Here is a 15,474-nt window from a genome sequence, read left to right as displayed (position 1 = left end):
CGCCGGGTTTTGTTGCCGGAAATTCACAAAAATAAATTTGGGATGCCGGGTCGGTGGCTGGATAATTCATTAACCAATACCTAATGAATATCCAAGGAGGCCCCGATGTTGGCACTTCGATGCTTGGCTCGCATGAGCCTGTGCCTGGCCGTGCTCGGCCTGGGCACCTTCGCCTCCCCCGCCAGGGCCGGGGGACCGGACCATGACCAGGACAGGCACCTGGGCTGGTTCCACAAGCCCGATCACCTGAGGATCGTCACCCAGCCCCTGAGCCAGACCGTCATCAGCGGGCAGGCGGTGACCTTCCACGTGGAGGTGACGGGCAAGCCCAGCCGCTTCCACTACCAGTGGCTGAAGGGGCTCCACCGGGTGGGCGGAGATTCGGCCACCCTGACCCTGCCGGCCACCACGGCCGCCAGCGCGGGGGTCTACACGGTGATCGTGAGCAATCCCACGGGCTGGGTCCACAGCCACCCCGCCACCCTGGCCATCAACGTCCCCCCGGTCATCACCTCCCAGCCCGCGGGCCTCACGGTGGTGCAGGGCGGGGCCGCCTCCTTCGCGGTGAAGGCCACCGGCAACGGCACCCTGGGCTACCAGTGGCGCAGGGGGGGCGCGGCCCTGGCCGGCGCCACCTCCGCCGCCCTGAGCCTGCCTTCCGTGACGGGGGCCGACGCCGGCAGCTATGACGCCGTGGTCACCAACACCCTCAACGGCACCGTCACCACCGCCACCTCCGCGGCGGCCCTCCTGCAGGTGAACGTGCCTCCGGTCTTCACGGTCCAGCCCGTCTCCCAGACCGTGGACCTGGGCGCGCCCCTGGCGCTCAGCGCCGCGGCCTCCGCCGGGCAGGGCTCCGTCACGCTCCAGTGGCGCAAGGATGGCCAGCCCATCGCCGGGGCCACCTCCCCGGAATTCGCCCTCGCGGCCGTCACCGTCGCCGACGGGGGGAGCTATGACGCCGTCGCCACCTGCACCCTGAACGGAACGGCGACCTCCACCGTGAGCCAGGCCGCGGCCGTGGCCGTCCACGCCCCGCCGACCCTCCTCACCCAGCCCCAGAGCCGGACCGTCCTGCCCCCCGACGGCGTGACCTTCACCGTCACCGCGGCGGCGAACCACGGCGGGCCCCTCACCTATTCCTGGAGGCTCAACGGCACGCCCATCAGCGGCGCCGACGGCGCCTCCTACACGGTGGCCTCCACCGAGTTCCCCACCAACGGGGACGCCTATTCGGTGGTGGTCGGCGACGGCACCTTCCAGGTGGAGAGCGCCAACGCCTTCGCCGTGGCCGCGGTGCCCAGCCCCGTCTACGCCGGCGACCCCGTCCCCGTGCCCGCGCGGCCCATCACCGTGCTGCCCTCCCTGCACGTGGACGCGGAGAAGTACCCCAACGGCGCCTTCCGCCTGGGCTACGACGAATCCCTGAAGAACCCCGTCTGGACCTCGTACCTGAACTTCCCGGTCCACAAGCCCTACGCCAACTCCACCAAGGACTACACCGCCGATCTGCGCCTGGCGGCGCCCCAGGTGGGCAAGGACGACTACACCGGCATCTACACGGGCGGCGCGGGCTCCCCGGACAGCTACGACCGCGGCCACCAGGTGCCCCGGGCCGACGTGTCCTACCGCTACTCCCCGGTGGCCGGCGACGACGCCACCATCATGAGCAACCTCGTGCCCCAGATCTCCCAGTTCAACCAGCAGCTCTGGCAGCGGCTGGAGGAGACCATCGGCGGCTCCCAGGGCGGCGACACCGACGGCGTCACCTCGTACATGGGCCGGGTGTGGGTCTACACCGGCTCCTACTTCCCCCCCAGCCCCGCGTGGTGGACGTCCCGGGTCCAGCCGGACCTGAAGATCGCCATTCCCACCGCCTGCTACAAGATCGTGGTGTCCGAGCCCACCCCGGGCCACCCCAAGGCCCTGGCCCTGATCCTGCCCAACGCCTGGGGCCAGATCAACGCGCCGGCCACCCTCACCCGCTACGTGACCTCCGTCGCCCGCATCGAGGCCCTCACCGGCCTGGATTTCTTCCCCAACCTCCAGGCCATGGCCCCCGGGCTGGACATCCCCGCCTGGAAGGCCACGGTGGAGGTGCGCGGCTGGCGCGCCCCCTTCGAGCAGGCTTCCGGCCCCAACGTCCACATGGTCGAGCCCAGCTGGGACACCCAGATCAACGTCAATGACACCGTGACCTTCGCGGGGGCCGCCACGCCCTCCTCCGCTTCGCCCGAGGGCACCACCCTCGCTTCGGCCACCTGGAACTTCGGCGACGGGACCCCCGTCTCCACCGGCATGACCGCGAGCCACACCTATTCCCTGGGAGGCTCCTTCTCGGCCTCCTTCACGGTCCAGGACAGCCTGGGCGCCAGCAACACCATCACCCGCGTCATCAAGGTGAAGGGCCCCAACGAGGCGCCCACCTTCTCCGGCGTCGCCAACCAGACCACCACCGCCGGCAACCCCGTCACGGTCTCCTTCACGGTGGCCGACGACACCACCGCCCCCGGCAGCCTCGCGGTGACCGCCACGGCCGACAACACGGTCCTGCTGCCCTCCGCGCTGGCGGTGGTGAACGCCTCCGGCACCTGCAGCCTGGCCCTGATCCCCGCCGCCGGCCTCACCGGAACGGCCACCGTCACCCTCACCGCCACCGACGGCGACGGCGCCAGCACCACGGCGACCTTCACCCTCACCGTCGACCCCGCGGGCCCCACGGGGGTGCCCTCCCTGATCATCAGCCAGTACTACGAAGGCACGAGCTACAACAAGTGGATCGAGGTCACCAACGTCGGCACCGGCACCTACGACGCCGCCGTCACCCCCCTCCACCTGGGCCTCTGGACCAACCCCAACACCAGCAACACCTTCAAGACCATGCCCATTCCCGGCACGATCGCCCCCGGCGCCAGCCTCCTCTTCAAGAGCGCCACCGCCTCCACCCCGCCCCTCCCCGACGCCGCCCACCTCACCAACGGCGCCGCGGCCATCGCCAACAGCACCGTGATCAACTTCAACGGAAACGACGCCGTCTACATCACCACCGTCCCCACGGCCACCTCGGCCTCCTGGGACGCCCGGATCGACGCCATCGGCGACCTGAGCTGGGGCGCCGCCAATCCCGGGGCGGACAAGAGCTTCTACCGCGTGCCCTCGGTCCTGGCGGGGAACCCCGTCTACACCGCCGCCGAATGGATCCAGAAGACCATGGCCGAGGTTGAAAACTCCACCGAGACGGATTCCTTCAGGCTCGGGTACCACGTATACAACAAGTAGGCAGGACGGGCATTTCGGCCCGTTCCAGCGGTCCCCGCCGGGGGCCGCGGGGGGGGTGGATTCCGTTCCTGTCCACCGCTCCGACCCACCGGGGTTCCGTCCCGGGGCTCCGACCCACCGTGGCGCTCGCAGGCAGCATGCCTGCGAGCGCTAGCCGTATCCGGGCATCGGATGGGTGGAACCTTCGGGCCTGGGGCCACTCATGTTTTCGAAACCTGATTCCCCGTGGGCCACGGCAAGCGCGGGCGGCAGTAATGCTGCTCGCGCTACCGGTGGGTCGGGGCGAGGGTTTGGGACCCCTATGGGTCGGCGCCTCCCTCGGGAACCTCCCCAAACGGCTTGAGGCCCCCGGAGGGATTGCCCGGCAGGGTCGATCACAACCTGGCTGCGACCTCGGCGTCGAAGATCCGGCCCACGGGATAGACTCCCAGCGTCGGGTCCCCCCAGGGGGAGCGCTGGTAGAACCAGTTGAGCTGGGCGTCGGGGTCGGCGGCGAAGGTCTTGTCGTCGGCCTTGCGCTTTTCGTAGGCGGCTTTCAGGGCGGGGTCGGCGGCGAGCATCTGGCGGGCGAGGGGCTCCAGGACGTAGCTTTCGCCGTATTCCTTCTGCTCGAAGATGGTGTTGAAGAAGCCCCAGCGCAGGAGGCTGTCCTCGGAGGCGGGCTCCAGGAGGTGGACGAGGATGCGGGCCAGGCGGGTGGAGGTGGGGATGACGACGGTGCCGGCGGGGAAATCGCGGGTGGCGGTGAATTCCTCCTGGACGACGGTTTCCACCCGCTGGCGGCCTTCGGTGGGGGTGCGGCGGAAGACGGGGTCCCGGAAGCGCCAGCCGGAGACGGGGAGGGTCGCGGGCTTGGCCAGGCGGTGGTGGGGGATGCCCTGGGCCTCGATGCGGGCGATGACCTCGGTCCATTCGGGGGGGACGAGGTAGGCTTCGGGCACCCGGGCCGAGGCGGTGACCTTCAGGTGGCCGAAGCGGGGGATCTGGAAGGTCTGGGGGCGGGAGGGGTCGTAGGTGAACCAGTCGCCGCCGGTGAGGTCGCTGGTGGTCCTCTGGTAGGCGACGCCCTTGAAGGGGATGGATTCGGAGGTGCCGTCGTCCCGGAAGCCCAGGGGCATGGGGGCGGTGCGGAAGGCGGGGCTGGCCGTGAAGGCGTCGGCCTGGCGGTTGAGGCGGGCCACGGTGTCCCGCTCCCGGGCCACGATCTCGCAGGTGCGCAGCAGCGCGGCGCGGGTGGCCTCCACCCGCACGGGGTAGGGCTTGAGCATGTGGGTCTCCAGGAGCAGGCCCAGGCGGTTCTGGGCGGACTGGTAGCCCTGGGAGTAGCGGGGGCCGGAGGGGCCGATGACGAGGCCGCTGCGGGGGTCGTGCCAGGTGCGGAAGACGATGTACTCGGTGGTGGGAAGGCCGTCGGCCTCCAGGCGGGACCGGAGCCCGGGGAGGAAGCTGTCCCGGATCCAGGACCCCAGGCCCGCCTCCAGGAACCAGGTGTCCCCGGGGCCCGCCTCCCGGGCGATGGTGAGGGGGTACTGGTAGTCGGCGCCGTCGGTGGCGTGGCAATCCAGGAAGACGTCCGGGAGCCAGGCCTGGTGGAGCTTGAGCCAGGCGCGCATCTCCGGGGTGTCGGCCTTGAGGTAGTCCCGGTTGAGGTTCAGGCCCGCCGCGCTGCTGCGCCAGCCCATCTCCCGGGGGCCGTTCTGGTTGATGCGGTTGTGGGGGCCGAAGCGCTCGTGGCCGTCCACGTTGAACACCGGCAGGAACAGGACGACGAGGCGGTCCAGGAGCTCCGGGTGGGCCCGGTCCACGCACAGCTCCTTCAGCAGGCGCAAGCCCGCGTCCTTGCCGTCGGATTCGCCGGCGTGGATGCAGGCCTGGATCATCACCACCAGCTTGCCCTTGGCCCGGGCCCGGGCGGGGTCGAAGGCCCGGTCCCGGTCCACGATCACCAGGGGCAGGGCGCGGCCCTGGGGGCTGCGGCCGAAGGTGCCCACCCGGATCCAGGGGGAGGCCTTGGCCAGGGCCCGGCACTCCGCCACGGTCTCCTCCAGCCGGGGCGTCTCCAGGCCCCCGGAGCGCTCGAAGCGGGTGGGGGGCGGGCTTCCCGCGCACAGGGCCGCGCTGAGCAGGGCCGGGGCCAGTGTGCCGAACCGCATGGGTGCCTCCATCGAAAGACTGGAAGCTTCCAGGTTACGTCGTATCCTGGGTCCGAGGAGCACGGGAATGCGGATTCTGATGGTGGGCGCGGGCGGCATCGGGGGGTACTTCGGGGGGCGGCTCCTGGAGGCGGGGCGGGACGTGACCTTCCTGGTGCGCCCGGCGCGGGCCCGGAAGCTGGCGGAAACGGGCCTGGTGGTGCGCAGCCCCTTCGGGGACCTGCACCTCGCCGCCCCGCCCACGGTCCTGGCCGGGGAGCCGCGGGAGCCCTTCGACGCGGTGCTCCTCAGCTGCAAGGCCTACGACCTGGAGGACGCGGTGGAGGCCTTCGCCCCCGCGGTGGGGCCGGACACGATGGTGCTGCCGCTGCTCAACGGCATGGCCCACTTCGACGCGCTGGACCGGCGCTTCGGGGCGGGGAGGGTGCTGGGCGGGTCCTGCTTCATCTCCTCGGCCCTGGACGCCCAGGGCGCCGTGGTGCATTTCAACCGGCTCCACGGCCTGGTGTTCGGCGAGCGGACTGGCGAGGCGACACCCCGGATCCGGGCCCTGGAGGCCCAGCTCTGCGGGGCGGGCTTCGACGGCCGCCTCAGCGGGGACATCGTCCAGGAGCTGTGGGAGAAGTGGGTGTTCATCGCCTCCGCCGCCGGCATCACCTGCCTCCTGCGGGGCTCGGTGGGCGATATCGTGGCCGCGGGCAACCAGGGCCTGGCGGTGGCCCTCATGGAGGAATGCGCCTCGGTGGCGGCGGCCCACGGCCACGCCCCCCGGGCCCAGAGCCTGGAGAAGACCCGGGCCATCCTCACGGAGCCGGGCTCGCCCATGACCTCCTCGATGTTCCGCGACCTGGAAAGCGGCGGCCGCATCGAGGGGGACCACCTCATCGGCGATCTCCTGCGCCGCGGCGCGGGGCCCCTGCCCATGCTGGCGATGGTGGACGCCAGCCTGCGCACCTACGGGGCCCGGCGGGCCCGGGGCTGATCAGAACTTCAGGCGCCCCTGCAGGGCGAGGATATCCACCCGGTTGTGGAAGGTGCCGTTGATGGTGCCCCGGAAGAAGTCGGGGCCGCCGGGGGTGGCGTTGAGGCCGAGGTTGGCGTTCTTCACGAAGAGGCGGCTCCAGCCCAGGTCCACGGAGAAGGCCCGGGTGACGGCGTAGCCGGCGCCCACAGAGGCCCAGATGCGCTCGGCGTCGGGGATGCGGGGCGTGCGGTAGGTGTCGGTGGTGGCGGTCTGGTCCAGGGCCGCGCCGGTGCGCAGGGTCCAGGCCCCGCCGGGGCGCCAGGTGAGGCCCAGGGCCAGGAACCAGGTGTCCTTCCAGTGTTCGGGCGTGACCGAATCGGCCTGGCCGGAGGCGAAGGCGATGCGGATCTCCTTGAAGTGGGACCAGAAGGTGCGGGCCGCCTCGGCCTGGAGGGTGAGGGTGGGGGTGGCGTCCCAGGCCGCGCCCAGGGAGGCCGTGCCGGGCTGGTTGGCCATGGGCGTCGCGTCGCAGTCGCGGAAGCCCGCGGCCAGGGCCGCCGGGACGCCCTGGTAGGTGACGTCCCCCTTGAGCTTGAAATCGATGGCGGAGTGGTAGGCGGCGCCGATGCGCACGCCGGCGGCGGGCTGGAAGAGGAGGCCCACCTTGTAGCCGGGGCGCCACTGGGTGCCCCGCACCGTGGCGGCGCCGTCCCGGGCCCCGGGCACGTAGCCGGGGATGCGGTAGGCCGCGCCCACGGCGCCGAAATCCACCGCGTTGCTGAGGGTGGCGTCCACGTGCCGGGCCACCACCGACGCGGCCACGGTCCATTGGGGGTTCAGGCGCCAGGCCACGCTGGCGGCGAGCTCGGCCACCTTCATGGTGGACTTCATGGCGTGGTAGCGCCCGATCCAGTCGGCGCCGTACTCGCTGGTGAGGCCGAAGGGGCTGTTCAGGGAGAAGCCCAGCTTGAGGTCGGGGCTGAGGCTCCAGAGGCCGTAGAGCACCGGCAGGGGCGCGCTGCGGCCGGCGTCGCCCCCGGAGGTGCCGGTGATGGCGCCGCCCCCCAGGGCCGTGGCCCGGGAGGCGCTGCCCCCCTCGAGCTTGGCGGAGGGCTGGACGAGGCTGGCCCCGGCCACGAATTCGTTGCCCTGGAAGAGCGTCAGGGTGGCGGGGTTGAAGAACATGGATCCGATGTCGGTGCCCCCGGCGGAGATGCCGGCGAAGGAATTGCCCTGGGCGCTGGGGCTCTGTTCCCGCAGCTGGAAGCCCGAGGCCAGGGCGGCGGGGGCGAGCAGGAGGGTCAGGGCGGAACAGGTCAGGGGGCGGCGCAGGGGCGTTTGCATAAGATCCTCATTTTTCCAACAAGGGATCAGAATACCAAAGGAACCCGTCAGGACACGAACTGAAATCCTGGCGGGCAGGTAAACTGGCCGCACTCCCAGGAGCAAATCATGCGGATTCCCCCCCTTTCCGTGGCCGGTCTCCTCCTTTGCCTCCCGGCTTCGGCCCAGGCCGGGGGGCTCTCGGACCCGGATCCGGCCGCGCGGTGGAAGGCCGTCGTGGCCCTGGCCGCCCAGGGGGCCGGGGCCCTGCCCGAGGCTCTCCGGGTGCTGGAGACCGGCGACGCCCCGGGCCGGGAGGCCGCGGCCCGGGTGCTGGGGAGGCTGGGACCGGCGGCCGACGCCGCGGTGCCCGCCCTGGTCCGGGCCCTGAAGGATCCGGAAGCCCGGGTGCGGGAGCGGGCCGCCCAGGCCCTGGGGGCCCTGGGGCCCGGTGCGGCGCCGGCGGCCCCGGCGCTGGCGGAGGTCCTGGCGGATCCCGATGTCTTCGTGCAGGGCCAGGCTGCGGCGGCCCTGGGCTGTCTGGGGCCCGGGGCCGTGCCGGTCCTGGCCCGGGCCCTGGAGGCCAAGGAGGCCGCGGCCCGCAAGGGGGCCGCCACGGCCCTGGGGCGCCTGGGCTCCGCGGCGGCGCCCGCGGCGCCGGGCCTCGTGAAGGCCCTGGGGGCGGCGGAGGGGGCCGAACGCCAGGGGGCGGCCTTCGCCCTGGGCGCGGCCGGCGCGGGGGCCCCCGCCCTGCGGGAGGCCCTGGCGGACCCGGACGAGGACGTGCGCTGGGCCGCGGCCTGGGCCCTGGACCGCATGGGGGCCGCCCCCGGGGGCACCCTCGACACGATCCGGACGCTGACCCCGCGCCTCATGAAGGAACTGAAGGTGCCCGGGGTGTCCATCGCCGTGATCCGGGACCGGAAGATCGCGTGGACCGGGACCTTCGGGGTGGCCGACGCCCTCGCGGGCACGCCCGTGGCCCGGGACACGGTGTTCGAGGCCTGCTCCATGTCCAAGCCCGTGTTCGCGTACCTGGCGCTCCTGCTCGCGGACCGGGGGGTGCTGGACCTGGACCGGCCCCTCTGCGCCTACCTTCCGGGGGAGGGCTACCCGCCCCAGGCGGAGTTCCGGCTCATCACCGCGCGCCACGTCCTCTCCCACACCTCGGGCCTGCCCAACTGGCGCAAGGATGGCGAGGAGCGGGAGGGGCCCGTGGCGGTGGCGTTCCAGCCGGGGTCCCGGTTCCTCTATTCGGGGGAGGGGATGTACCTCCTGCAGCGGGTGGTGGAGCGCATCGCGGACGAGCCCCTGGAACTGCTCGCGGAGCGGCTGGTCTTCAAGCCCCTGGGCATGGGCCACTCCAGCTTCGCGTGGACCCCCGCCGTGGAGGCCGGGCTCGCGGCGGGCCACGGCCTGGACGGGTCCTTCAAGGCCCGTTCCCGGTACCTGCACGCCAACGCCGCCTACACCCTCTACACCACCGGGGAGGACTACGCCCGGTTCCTCCTGGCCTTCCTGGACCCCGCCGTGGGGGGCCTCAAGGCGGAGACCCTCAAGGCCGCCCTCACCGCCCAGGTGAAGCTGGACGCCCGGGAGCCCATGGAGCGCCCCGGCGCCGCCCGGGGCCTGGGGGTGGGCTGGTGCCTGGGGTGGTCCGTGAATGCCACCCGGGGCGGCGCCATCTACCACCACTCCGGCGCCAACCAGACCGGCTTCCGCTGCTTCAGCCAGTTCGACCCGGCCCGGGGCACGGGCCTGGTGATCCTCACCAACGCCCTCTCCGGCACCGACCTCTGGGTGCGCCTGGTGAACCGGGTGGGGGACCTGTGAAAAGGGCCGCCCCGGGGGGGCGGCCCTTTCGGCGGCGGTCGCGGGGCTATTCCTCGACCGGGGCTATTTCCTGACCTTCTTCGGCGACCTGGGCTTCGTCCTGGGTGGGGGACTTGTCCCTCTGGAGTTTCTTGGCGCGCTTTTCTTCCTGCTTGCGCTGGCGGTCCAGGTCCCTGAGCCGCTTGTCGCGCTGGTAGTTCACTCTGGCCATGGGGACTCCTGAATAAAACAGGCCCGCCACCTTTTCAGGGGCGGGCCGGAACCGGTCTATGCCGGACTAGAGCTTGGTGACGTTGATCGCCTGGGGGCCCTTCTGGCCCTGTCCGCTCTCGAAGCTCACGCGCTGGTTCTCGTCCAGCGTCTTGAAGCCCGAGCCCTGGATGGCGGTGTGATGGACGAACAGATCAGCGCCACCGCCGTCGGGGGTGATGAAGCCGAAACCCTTTTCAGCGTTGAACCACTTAACAGTACCTTGAGCCATTGGAGATCCTGAAGTTGTCTCGAATTTAAGCGCTGTGTGCGAGTCGAGACAGTGGCCGGCCCAGCGTAGATTACCCACGACGTATGGATTCTCTAGAGTCATGATGACGTACTTCCATCGCAAAACCAGAAATTCGTGAGGGATTTTGAAATTATTTTCAACCGCGCCGACCGGGCGAGGTCGAAGTCCCCGTTTTTTAAAGGGATGTGCCCCTCAGAGGACTATGCTTTCAGGCAGAGGAATCCCCCATGAACGACTCCCGGGAAATCCCAGTGCCGAGGCAGCCCGTGCCGCCCTGGAACCTCAAGCGCGTGGAGCACTACGCCCTGATCATGCTGAACAGCATGGCCGCGGGCGGCAGCGCGGGGCTCAGCGACGGCGACATCGATTTCGCCATCGACGTGGCGGAGCGCCTGGCGCGGAAGCTCGCGGAGCGCGGGCACATCAATGACCATGATTAACGATTGAACAGGCGGGCGACCGTGTCCCGGCCGAGCGTCAGCGAATCCCTGACGCTCGGCTGGGACACGCACGCTCACCTTCCAGGTTCCTGGAACGACCAGGCGACGATGCGGCTGCGCTTCTGGCCCTGGGCCATTTCGAGGATGCGGACGTGGGGGGCGCGGGCTTTGCGGAGGGCGGCCTGGATGGGGGGGAGGTTGGAGGATTTGGAGAGGAGGCTGGTGAACCAGCGGCAGGCCTGGGGGGCCGCCGCGCTTTCCTCGATCAGGCGGGAGAGGAAGGCCACTTCGCCGCCCTCGCACCACAGCTCGCCGGCACGGCCTCCGAAATTCAGCACGGGGGCTCCGGGGCGGCCGAGGTTGCGCCATTTGCGCTGGGTGCCCTCCCGGGCTTCGGCGGGGGAGCCGTGGAAGGGGGGGTTGCAGAGGCTGGCCGCGAAGGTTTCGCCGGGGAGGAGGACCCCGGCCAGGATCCGGGCGGGGTCCTTCTGGAGGCGGAGCTGGATCGCCCCTTCCAGGTCCGGGTTGGCGGCGAGGATGGCCCGGGAGCTGGCCAGGGCCCCGGGGTCGATGTCGGTGCCCAGGAAGCTCCAGCCGTAGGACCGGTGGCCCAGGAGGGGGTAGATGGCGCCGGCGCCCACGCCCACGTCCAGGACGCGGGTGGCGGGCCCCCGGGGGGGGAGGCCGTCCGTGGCCAGGAGGTCGGCCAGGTGGTGGATGTAGTCGGCCCGGCCGGGCACGGGGGGGCACAGGTAGCCGGGGGGCAGGTCCCAGTGCCGGACCCCGTAGACCGAGGCCAGGAGGGCCCGGTTCAGGGTGCGCACGGCGGCGGGGTCCGTGAAGTCGACGGTGGGTTCGCCCGAGGGGTTGGGCCGCAGGAAGGGGGCCAGTTCCGGGCAGACCGCCAGAAGAGCCGGGATGTCGTACCGCCCCCGGTGGGGGTTGCGGGGGTGGAGGCCGGGCTTGGCGCCGGTTCCGGGAGGGGGCTGCTTGGCCATGGGGGGTCTCGGGGGCGGGGCTGGGGGGGAACCCTGGTGCGGGACCACCCCCCGTCCAACCATAGTCAGATGAAAGGGCCGGTTGGTAATTCCCTGCATCGGGCCTGTTGCATTGGGGCAAACTTCGGCTAAACTTTAGAAGATTCATAATACCAGCAGCACCTATCCACGTTGGACCGTCACTGAACCGCCCGGTCGAGGGGATTGCGAATGGCATTGGAAACGACCTCCGTTGCTCCTAAGATCCGCGACTACATCGCGGAGAATTTCCTCTTCAGCGACCAGGGCTACGGCTACGGCGACGACACCTCCTTCCTGGAGGAGGGGATCATCGATTCCCTCGGGATCATCGAGCTGGTGGCCTTCGTGGAGAAGGCCTTCGGCATCTCCGTGAGCGACAGCGAGCTGCTGCCGGACAACTTCGATTCCGTGGCCAAGCTCAGCGCCTACGTGGCGGGCAAGATGGAAAAGGCCTCCTGAGGGGGGCACGCCCATGCTGGTCCATCAATTCCTATCGGCCACGGCCGCCCGTATGCCGCACAAGGTGGCGCTGGTGTGCGGCGCCCGGCGGGTCACCTACGCGGAACTGGACGCCATGGCCAACCGCGTGGGCCACGCCCTGGTGGAGGCCGGGGTGGGGCGGGGGGACCGGGTCGCGATCCACCTGCACAATTCGGTGGAGGCCGTGGCGGGGATCTTCGGGGCCCTGAAGGCCGGCGGCACCTTCGTGTTCATCAACGCCTCCACCAAGCTGGACAAGCTGAAGTTCATCCTCAACAACTGCCGGGCCTCGGCGCTGTTCATGGACGAGCGGGTGGTGGGCTTCCAGGACCTGTGGGGGGACGTGCCCTCCCTGGCGCTGGGGGTGTCCTGCTTCTCCAAGCGCCCCGCGGCGGGGCGGGTGCGCACCTTCGAGGAGATCCAGGAAGCGGCTTCCGCGGCGCCCCTGCCCATCGTCAACATCGACCTGGACCTGGCCTGCCTCGTGTACACCTCGGGCAGCACCGGCGAGCCCAAGGGCGTCATGTGCGACCACAGCAACGTGGACTTCGCCTCCACGTCGATCATCACCTACCTGGAGAACCGGGAGGAGGACATCGTCCTGGGGGTCCTGCCGCTCTCCTTCGACTACGGGCTCTACCAGCTCCTGATGACCCTGAAGTTCGGGGGGACGCTGGTGCTGGAGCGCAGCTTCACGTACCCGGCGCTGATCCTCCAGCGGATCCAGGAGGAGCGCATCACGGGCTTCCCCGGGGTGCCGACGATCTTCGCGATGCTCCTGGCCCTGGACCGCAGCTCCTTCGATCTCAGCAGCCTGCGCTACCTCACCAACACCGCCGCGGCGCTGCCCCCGAGCCACATCGCCGACCTGCGGGCGGCCTTCCCGGGGGTGACGCTCTACTCCATGTACGGCCTCACGGAGACCAAGCGCACCCTCTACCTGCCCCCGGCGGAGCTGGACGCCCGGCCCGGTTCGGTGGGCATTCCCATCCCCGGCACGGAGGCGTGGCTGGAGGACGAATCGGGCCGCCGCCTGGGCCCCGGGGAGACCGGGGAGCTGGTGGTGCGGGGCCGCCACGTGATGCGCGGCTACTGGGAGAGCCCTGAGGCCACCGCCCGCCGCTACCGGCCCGGAGCGATCCCGGGCGAGCGCGTGTGCCGCTCCGGGGATCTCTTCCGCACGGACGCGGAGGGGTTCTTCTATTTCGTGGGGCGCCAGGACGACATCATCAAGAGCCGCGGCGAGAAGGTGGCCCCCAAGGAGGTGGAGAACGTCCTCCACATGCTGCCCGGGGTGCTGGCCGCGGTGGTGGGGGTTCCCGATCCCGTGGCGGGGCAGGTGATCAAGGCCTGCGTGGTGTGCACCGGCGCCCCCCTGACGGAGGCCGAGGTCATCGCCCACTGCCGGCGGCACCTGGAGGACTTCATGGTGCCGAAGTTCGTGGAGTTCATGGCGGAACTGCCCATGACCTCCTCCGGAAAGATCAGCAAGCTCGGGTTGGCCTAGATGTGCGGCGTGGTGGGCTTCTGCGCCCTGGGGGAAGCGGCCCCGGCGCGGGCCGAGACCCTGCGCGCCATGCTGGGGGCCATCCGCCACCGGGGCCCCGACCAGTTCGGCATCTACCTGGACGGCCCGACCGGGCTGGGCAACGCCCGGCTCAGCATCATCGACCTGAGCACCGGCCAGCAGCCCATCTCCAACGAGGACGGCACCCTCTGGATCGTCTTCAACGGCGAGATCTTCAACCACCCCGAACTGCGCCTCGAACTGGAGGCGCGGGGCCACCGGTACGCCACCTCCTGCGACACCGAGACCGTGCTCCACGCCTACGAGGAGTTCGGCCCGGACTGCCTTTCCCGGTTCAACGGGCAGTTCGCCATCGCCATCTGGGACACCGTCAAGCGCACCCTCTTCCTGGCCCGGGACCGGCTCGGGGTGAGGCCGCTCTTCTACGCCCAGGGCGGGGGGAGCCTCGTCTTCGGGTCGGAGATCAAGGCGATCCTCGCCCACCCGGACGTGGCGGCGGAGGCCGATCCCGGCGCCCTGGACGAGATCTTCACCTACTGGAGCACCCTTTCCCCCCGCACCTTCTTCAAGGGCGTGCGGGAACTGCCCCCGGGCCATCACCTGCTGGTGCGGGACGGGCAGGTGGCCCTTGAGCCCTGGTGGGAGATGGGCTTCCCGGAGCCGGGCCCGGTGCGCTCCCTGGCGGACTGCGCCGCCGAACTGCGGGAGCTGCTCATCGACGCCACCCGGCTGCGCCTGAGGGCGGACGTGCCGGTGGGGGCCTACCTCAGCGGCGGGCTGGATTCCTCCACCATCACCGCCATCATCCGCACCTTCACCTCCAATCCCCTGGAGACCTTCTCCATCGCCTTCGACGACCCGGCCTTCGACGAGAGCGGCTTCCAGGCCAGCATGGCCCGGTCCCTGGGCACGCGCCACCACGTGGTCCATGCGAGCCACGCCGACATCGGGCGCATCTTCCCCGAGGTGGTCTGGCACGCCGAGACGCCCATGATGCGCACGTCGCCGGCGCCCATGTTCCTGCTCTCGGGCCTGGTGCGCCGCAAGGACTTCAAGGTGGTGCTCACCGGCGAAGGCGCCGACGAGTTCCTGGCGGGCTACGACCTCTTCAAGGAGGCCCGCATCCGCCGCTTCTGGGCGGCCCGGCCCGATTCCAAGCTGCGCCAGGACCTCTTCGGCCGGATCTACCCCTGGATCGCCGGCCTCACCCAGGGCAACGCCAGCTACGCCTCGGCCTTCTTCGGCATGGGGCTTTCCGACACCGGGGCCCGGGACTACTCCCACGCCATCCGCTGGCGCACCACGGCCCGGGCCAAGCGCTTCTTCAGCCCGGGGTTCGTCGAACGGGTGGGCCCGGCCCGGAGCCCGGCCTACCCCGAGGGCTTCGACGGGTGGGATCCGCTGCACCAGGCGCAGTTCCTGGAGATCTCCATCTTCCTTAGCCAGTACCTCCTCTCCTCCCAGAGCGACCGCATGGCCATGGGCCATTCGGTGGAGGGGCGCTTCCCGTTCCTGGACTACCGGGTGGTGGACTTCTGCAACCGCCTCCCCCCCGGCCTCAAGCTCCGGGGCCTCACGGAGAAGTTCCTGCTCAAGGAGGTGAGCCGCGAGTGGCTGCCCCCGGAGATCACGGACCGGCCCAAGCAGCCCTTCCGGGCCCCCATCCAGCGGGCCTTCTTCGGGCCCTCGGCGCCGGAGTACCTGGAGGAGCTCCTCTCCCCCGCCGCCATCGCGGACGCCGGGTACTTCAATCCCCGCGCCGTGGACCAGCTGGTGGCCAAGCTCAGGCAGGGCCACGCCCACAGCGAGACCGACGACATGGCGCTGGCCGGCATCGTCTCCACCCAGCTCGTGCACCGCCAGTTCCTTTCCGGCTTCAAGCCTTCCCCCGCCCTGGACGGCTCCGACGACATCAAGGTCGTCACCGTCCCTGCGGCCCCCCAACAGGACTGA

Annotated in this window: 12 protein-coding genes; 7 read left to right on the top strand and 5 right to left on the bottom strand. The window is 70.7% G+C overall.

Annotated elements, in window-relative coordinates:
• Positions 1-105: 105 nt before the first annotated feature.
• Positions 106-3,279 carry an immunoglobulin domain-containing protein gene (locus tag R2J76_RS16865; protein ID WP_316412808.1) on the top strand — a complete coding sequence of 1,058 codons (3,174 nt, stop codon included), beginning with the start codon at positions 106-108 and terminating at the stop codon, positions 3,277-3,279.
• A 374-nt stretch (positions 3,280-3,653) separates the two neighbouring features.
• On the opposite strand, the gene R2J76_RS16860 is transcribed toward R2J76_RS16865, so the two are convergent.
• Positions 3,654-5,432: a M14 family metallopeptidase gene (locus R2J76_RS16860; RefSeq protein ID WP_316412807.1), complete on the bottom strand. Its 1,779-nt coding sequence runs from the start codon at positions 5,430-5,432 to the stop codon at positions 3,654-3,656.
• A gap of 67 nt (positions 5,433-5,499) precedes the next feature.
• Between R2J76_RS16860 and panE the strand changes: the two genes are divergently transcribed.
• Positions 5,500-6,414, top strand: coding sequence for a 2-dehydropantoate 2-reductase (panE, locus tag R2J76_RS16855; RefSeq protein WP_316412806.1), 915 nt, complete (start codon positions 5,500-5,502; stop codon positions 6,412-6,414).
• Here panE and R2J76_RS16850 read toward each other — a convergent pair whose 3' ends face one another.
• Positions 6,415-7,740, bottom strand: a complete 1,326-nt coding sequence (locus R2J76_RS16850; RefSeq protein WP_316412805.1) for an OmpP1/FadL family transporter — start codon at positions 7,738-7,740, stop codon at positions 6,415-6,417. It lies immediately after the preceding gene.
• Between the two features lie 108 nt (positions 7,741-7,848).
• On the opposite strand from R2J76_RS16850, the gene R2J76_RS16845 reads away from it, so the two are divergent.
• Positions 7,849-9,552 (top strand): serine hydrolase, encoded by a 1,704-nt coding sequence (locus tag R2J76_RS16845; RefSeq protein ID WP_316412804.1) that lies wholly within the window; start codon positions 7,849-7,851, stop codon positions 9,550-9,552.
• A 46-nt stretch (positions 9,553-9,598) separates the two neighbouring features.
• On the opposite strand, the gene R2J76_RS16840 is transcribed toward R2J76_RS16845, so the two are convergent.
• Positions 9,599-9,763, bottom strand: coding sequence for a hypothetical protein (locus R2J76_RS16840; protein ID WP_316412803.1), 165 nt, complete (start codon positions 9,761-9,763; stop codon positions 9,599-9,601).
• 66 nt (positions 9,764-9,829) lie between these two features.
• Positions 9,830-10,033, bottom strand: a complete 204-nt coding sequence (locus R2J76_RS16835; protein WP_306599326.1) for a cold-shock protein — start codon at positions 10,031-10,033, stop codon at positions 9,830-9,832.
• A 248-nt stretch (positions 10,034-10,281) separates the two neighbouring features.
• Here R2J76_RS16835 and R2J76_RS16830 point away from each other — a divergent pair, with 248 nt between their 5' ends.
• Positions 10,282-10,494 (top strand): hypothetical protein, encoded by a 213-nt coding sequence (locus R2J76_RS16830; RefSeq protein WP_316412802.1) that lies wholly within the window; start codon positions 10,282-10,284, stop codon positions 10,492-10,494.
• Between the two features lie 74 nt (positions 10,495-10,568).
• Here the strand turns inward: R2J76_RS16830 and rlmF are convergent, their stop codons facing one another.
• Positions 10,569-11,555, bottom strand: a complete 987-nt coding sequence (gene rlmF, locus R2J76_RS16825) for a 23S rRNA (adenine(1618)-N(6))-methyltransferase RlmF (protein ID WP_394366765.1) — start codon at positions 11,553-11,555, stop codon at positions 10,569-10,571.
• Between the two features lie 147 nt (positions 11,556-11,702).
• On the opposite strand from rlmF, the gene R2J76_RS16820 reads away from it, so the two are divergent.
• Genes R2J76_RS16820 through asnB form a run of 3 tightly spaced genes read left to right on the top strand, consistent with a single transcriptional unit; the run spans position 11,703 to position 15,474 of the window.
• Positions 11,703-11,972: an acyl carrier protein gene (locus tag R2J76_RS16820; RefSeq protein WP_316412800.1), complete on the top strand. Its 270-nt coding sequence runs from the start codon at positions 11,703-11,705 to the stop codon at positions 11,970-11,972.
• 13 nt (positions 11,973-11,985) lie between these two features.
• A complete protein-coding gene (locus R2J76_RS16815; protein ID WP_316412799.1) occupies positions 11,986-13,500 on the top strand; it encodes a class I adenylate-forming enzyme family protein in 1,515 nt (504 codons plus the stop codon).
• Complete coding sequence (gene asnB, locus R2J76_RS16810) at positions 13,501-15,474, top strand: asparagine synthase (glutamine-hydrolyzing) (RefSeq protein ID WP_316412798.1); 1,974 nt, start codon at positions 13,501-13,503, stop codon at positions 15,472-15,474.

It is taken from the genome of Mesoterricola silvestris (genome assembly GCF_030295405.1).
Lineage (GTDB): Bacteria > Acidobacteriota > Holophagae > Holophagales > Holophagaceae > Mesoterricola > Mesoterricola silvestris.
The sequence above is the reverse complement of the archived record's forward strand: the minus strand, read 5'-3'. Positions and strand labels throughout refer to the sequence as shown.

What these genes read in the sequence shown, in the direction of transcription:
- panE (WP_316412806.1), top strand. Translation starts at nt 5,500, where the DNA reads ATGCGGATTCTGATGGTGGGCGCGGGCGGCATCGGGGGGTACTTCGGG.
- R2J76_RS16850 (WP_316412805.1), bottom strand. Translation starts at nt 7,740, where the DNA reads ATGCAAACGCCCCTGCGCCGCCCCCTGACCTGTTCCGCCCTGACCCTC.
- R2J76_RS16835 (WP_306599326.1), bottom strand. Translation starts at nt 10,033, where the DNA reads ATGGCTCAAGGTACTGTTAAGTGGTTCAACGCTGAAAAGGGTTTCGGC.
- R2J76_RS16815 (WP_316412799.1), top strand. Translation starts at nt 11,986, where the DNA reads ATGCTGGTCCATCAATTCCTATCGGCCACGGCCGCCCGTATGCCGCAC.
- R2J76_RS16865 (WP_316412808.1), top strand. Translation starts at nt 106, where the DNA reads ATGTTGGCACTTCGATGCTTGGCTCGCATGAGCCTGTGCCTGGCCGTG.
- asnB (WP_316412798.1), top strand. Translation starts at nt 13,501, where the DNA reads ATGTGCGGCGTGGTGGGCTTCTGCGCCCTGGGGGAAGCGGCCCCGGCG.
- R2J76_RS16820 (WP_316412800.1), top strand. Translation starts at nt 11,703, where the DNA reads ATGGCATTGGAAACGACCTCCGTTGCTCCTAAGATCCGCGACTACATC.
- rlmF (WP_394366765.1), bottom strand. Translation starts at nt 11,555, where the DNA reads ATGGTTGGACGGGGGGTGGTCCCGCACCAGGGTTCCCCCCCAGCCCCG.
- R2J76_RS16845 (WP_316412804.1), top strand. Translation starts at nt 7,849, where the DNA reads ATGCGGATTCCCCCCCTTTCCGTGGCCGGTCTCCTCCTTTGCCTCCCG.
- R2J76_RS16840 (WP_316412803.1), bottom strand. Translation starts at nt 9,763, where the DNA reads ATGGCCAGAGTGAACTACCAGCGCGACAAGCGGCTCAGGGACCTGGAC.
- R2J76_RS16860 (WP_316412807.1), bottom strand. Translation starts at nt 5,432, where the DNA reads ATGCGGTTCGGCACACTGGCCCCGGCCCTGCTCAGCGCGGCCCTGTGC.
- R2J76_RS16830 (WP_316412802.1), top strand. Translation starts at nt 10,282, where the DNA reads ATGAACGACTCCCGGGAAATCCCAGTGCCGAGGCAGCCCGTGCCGCCC.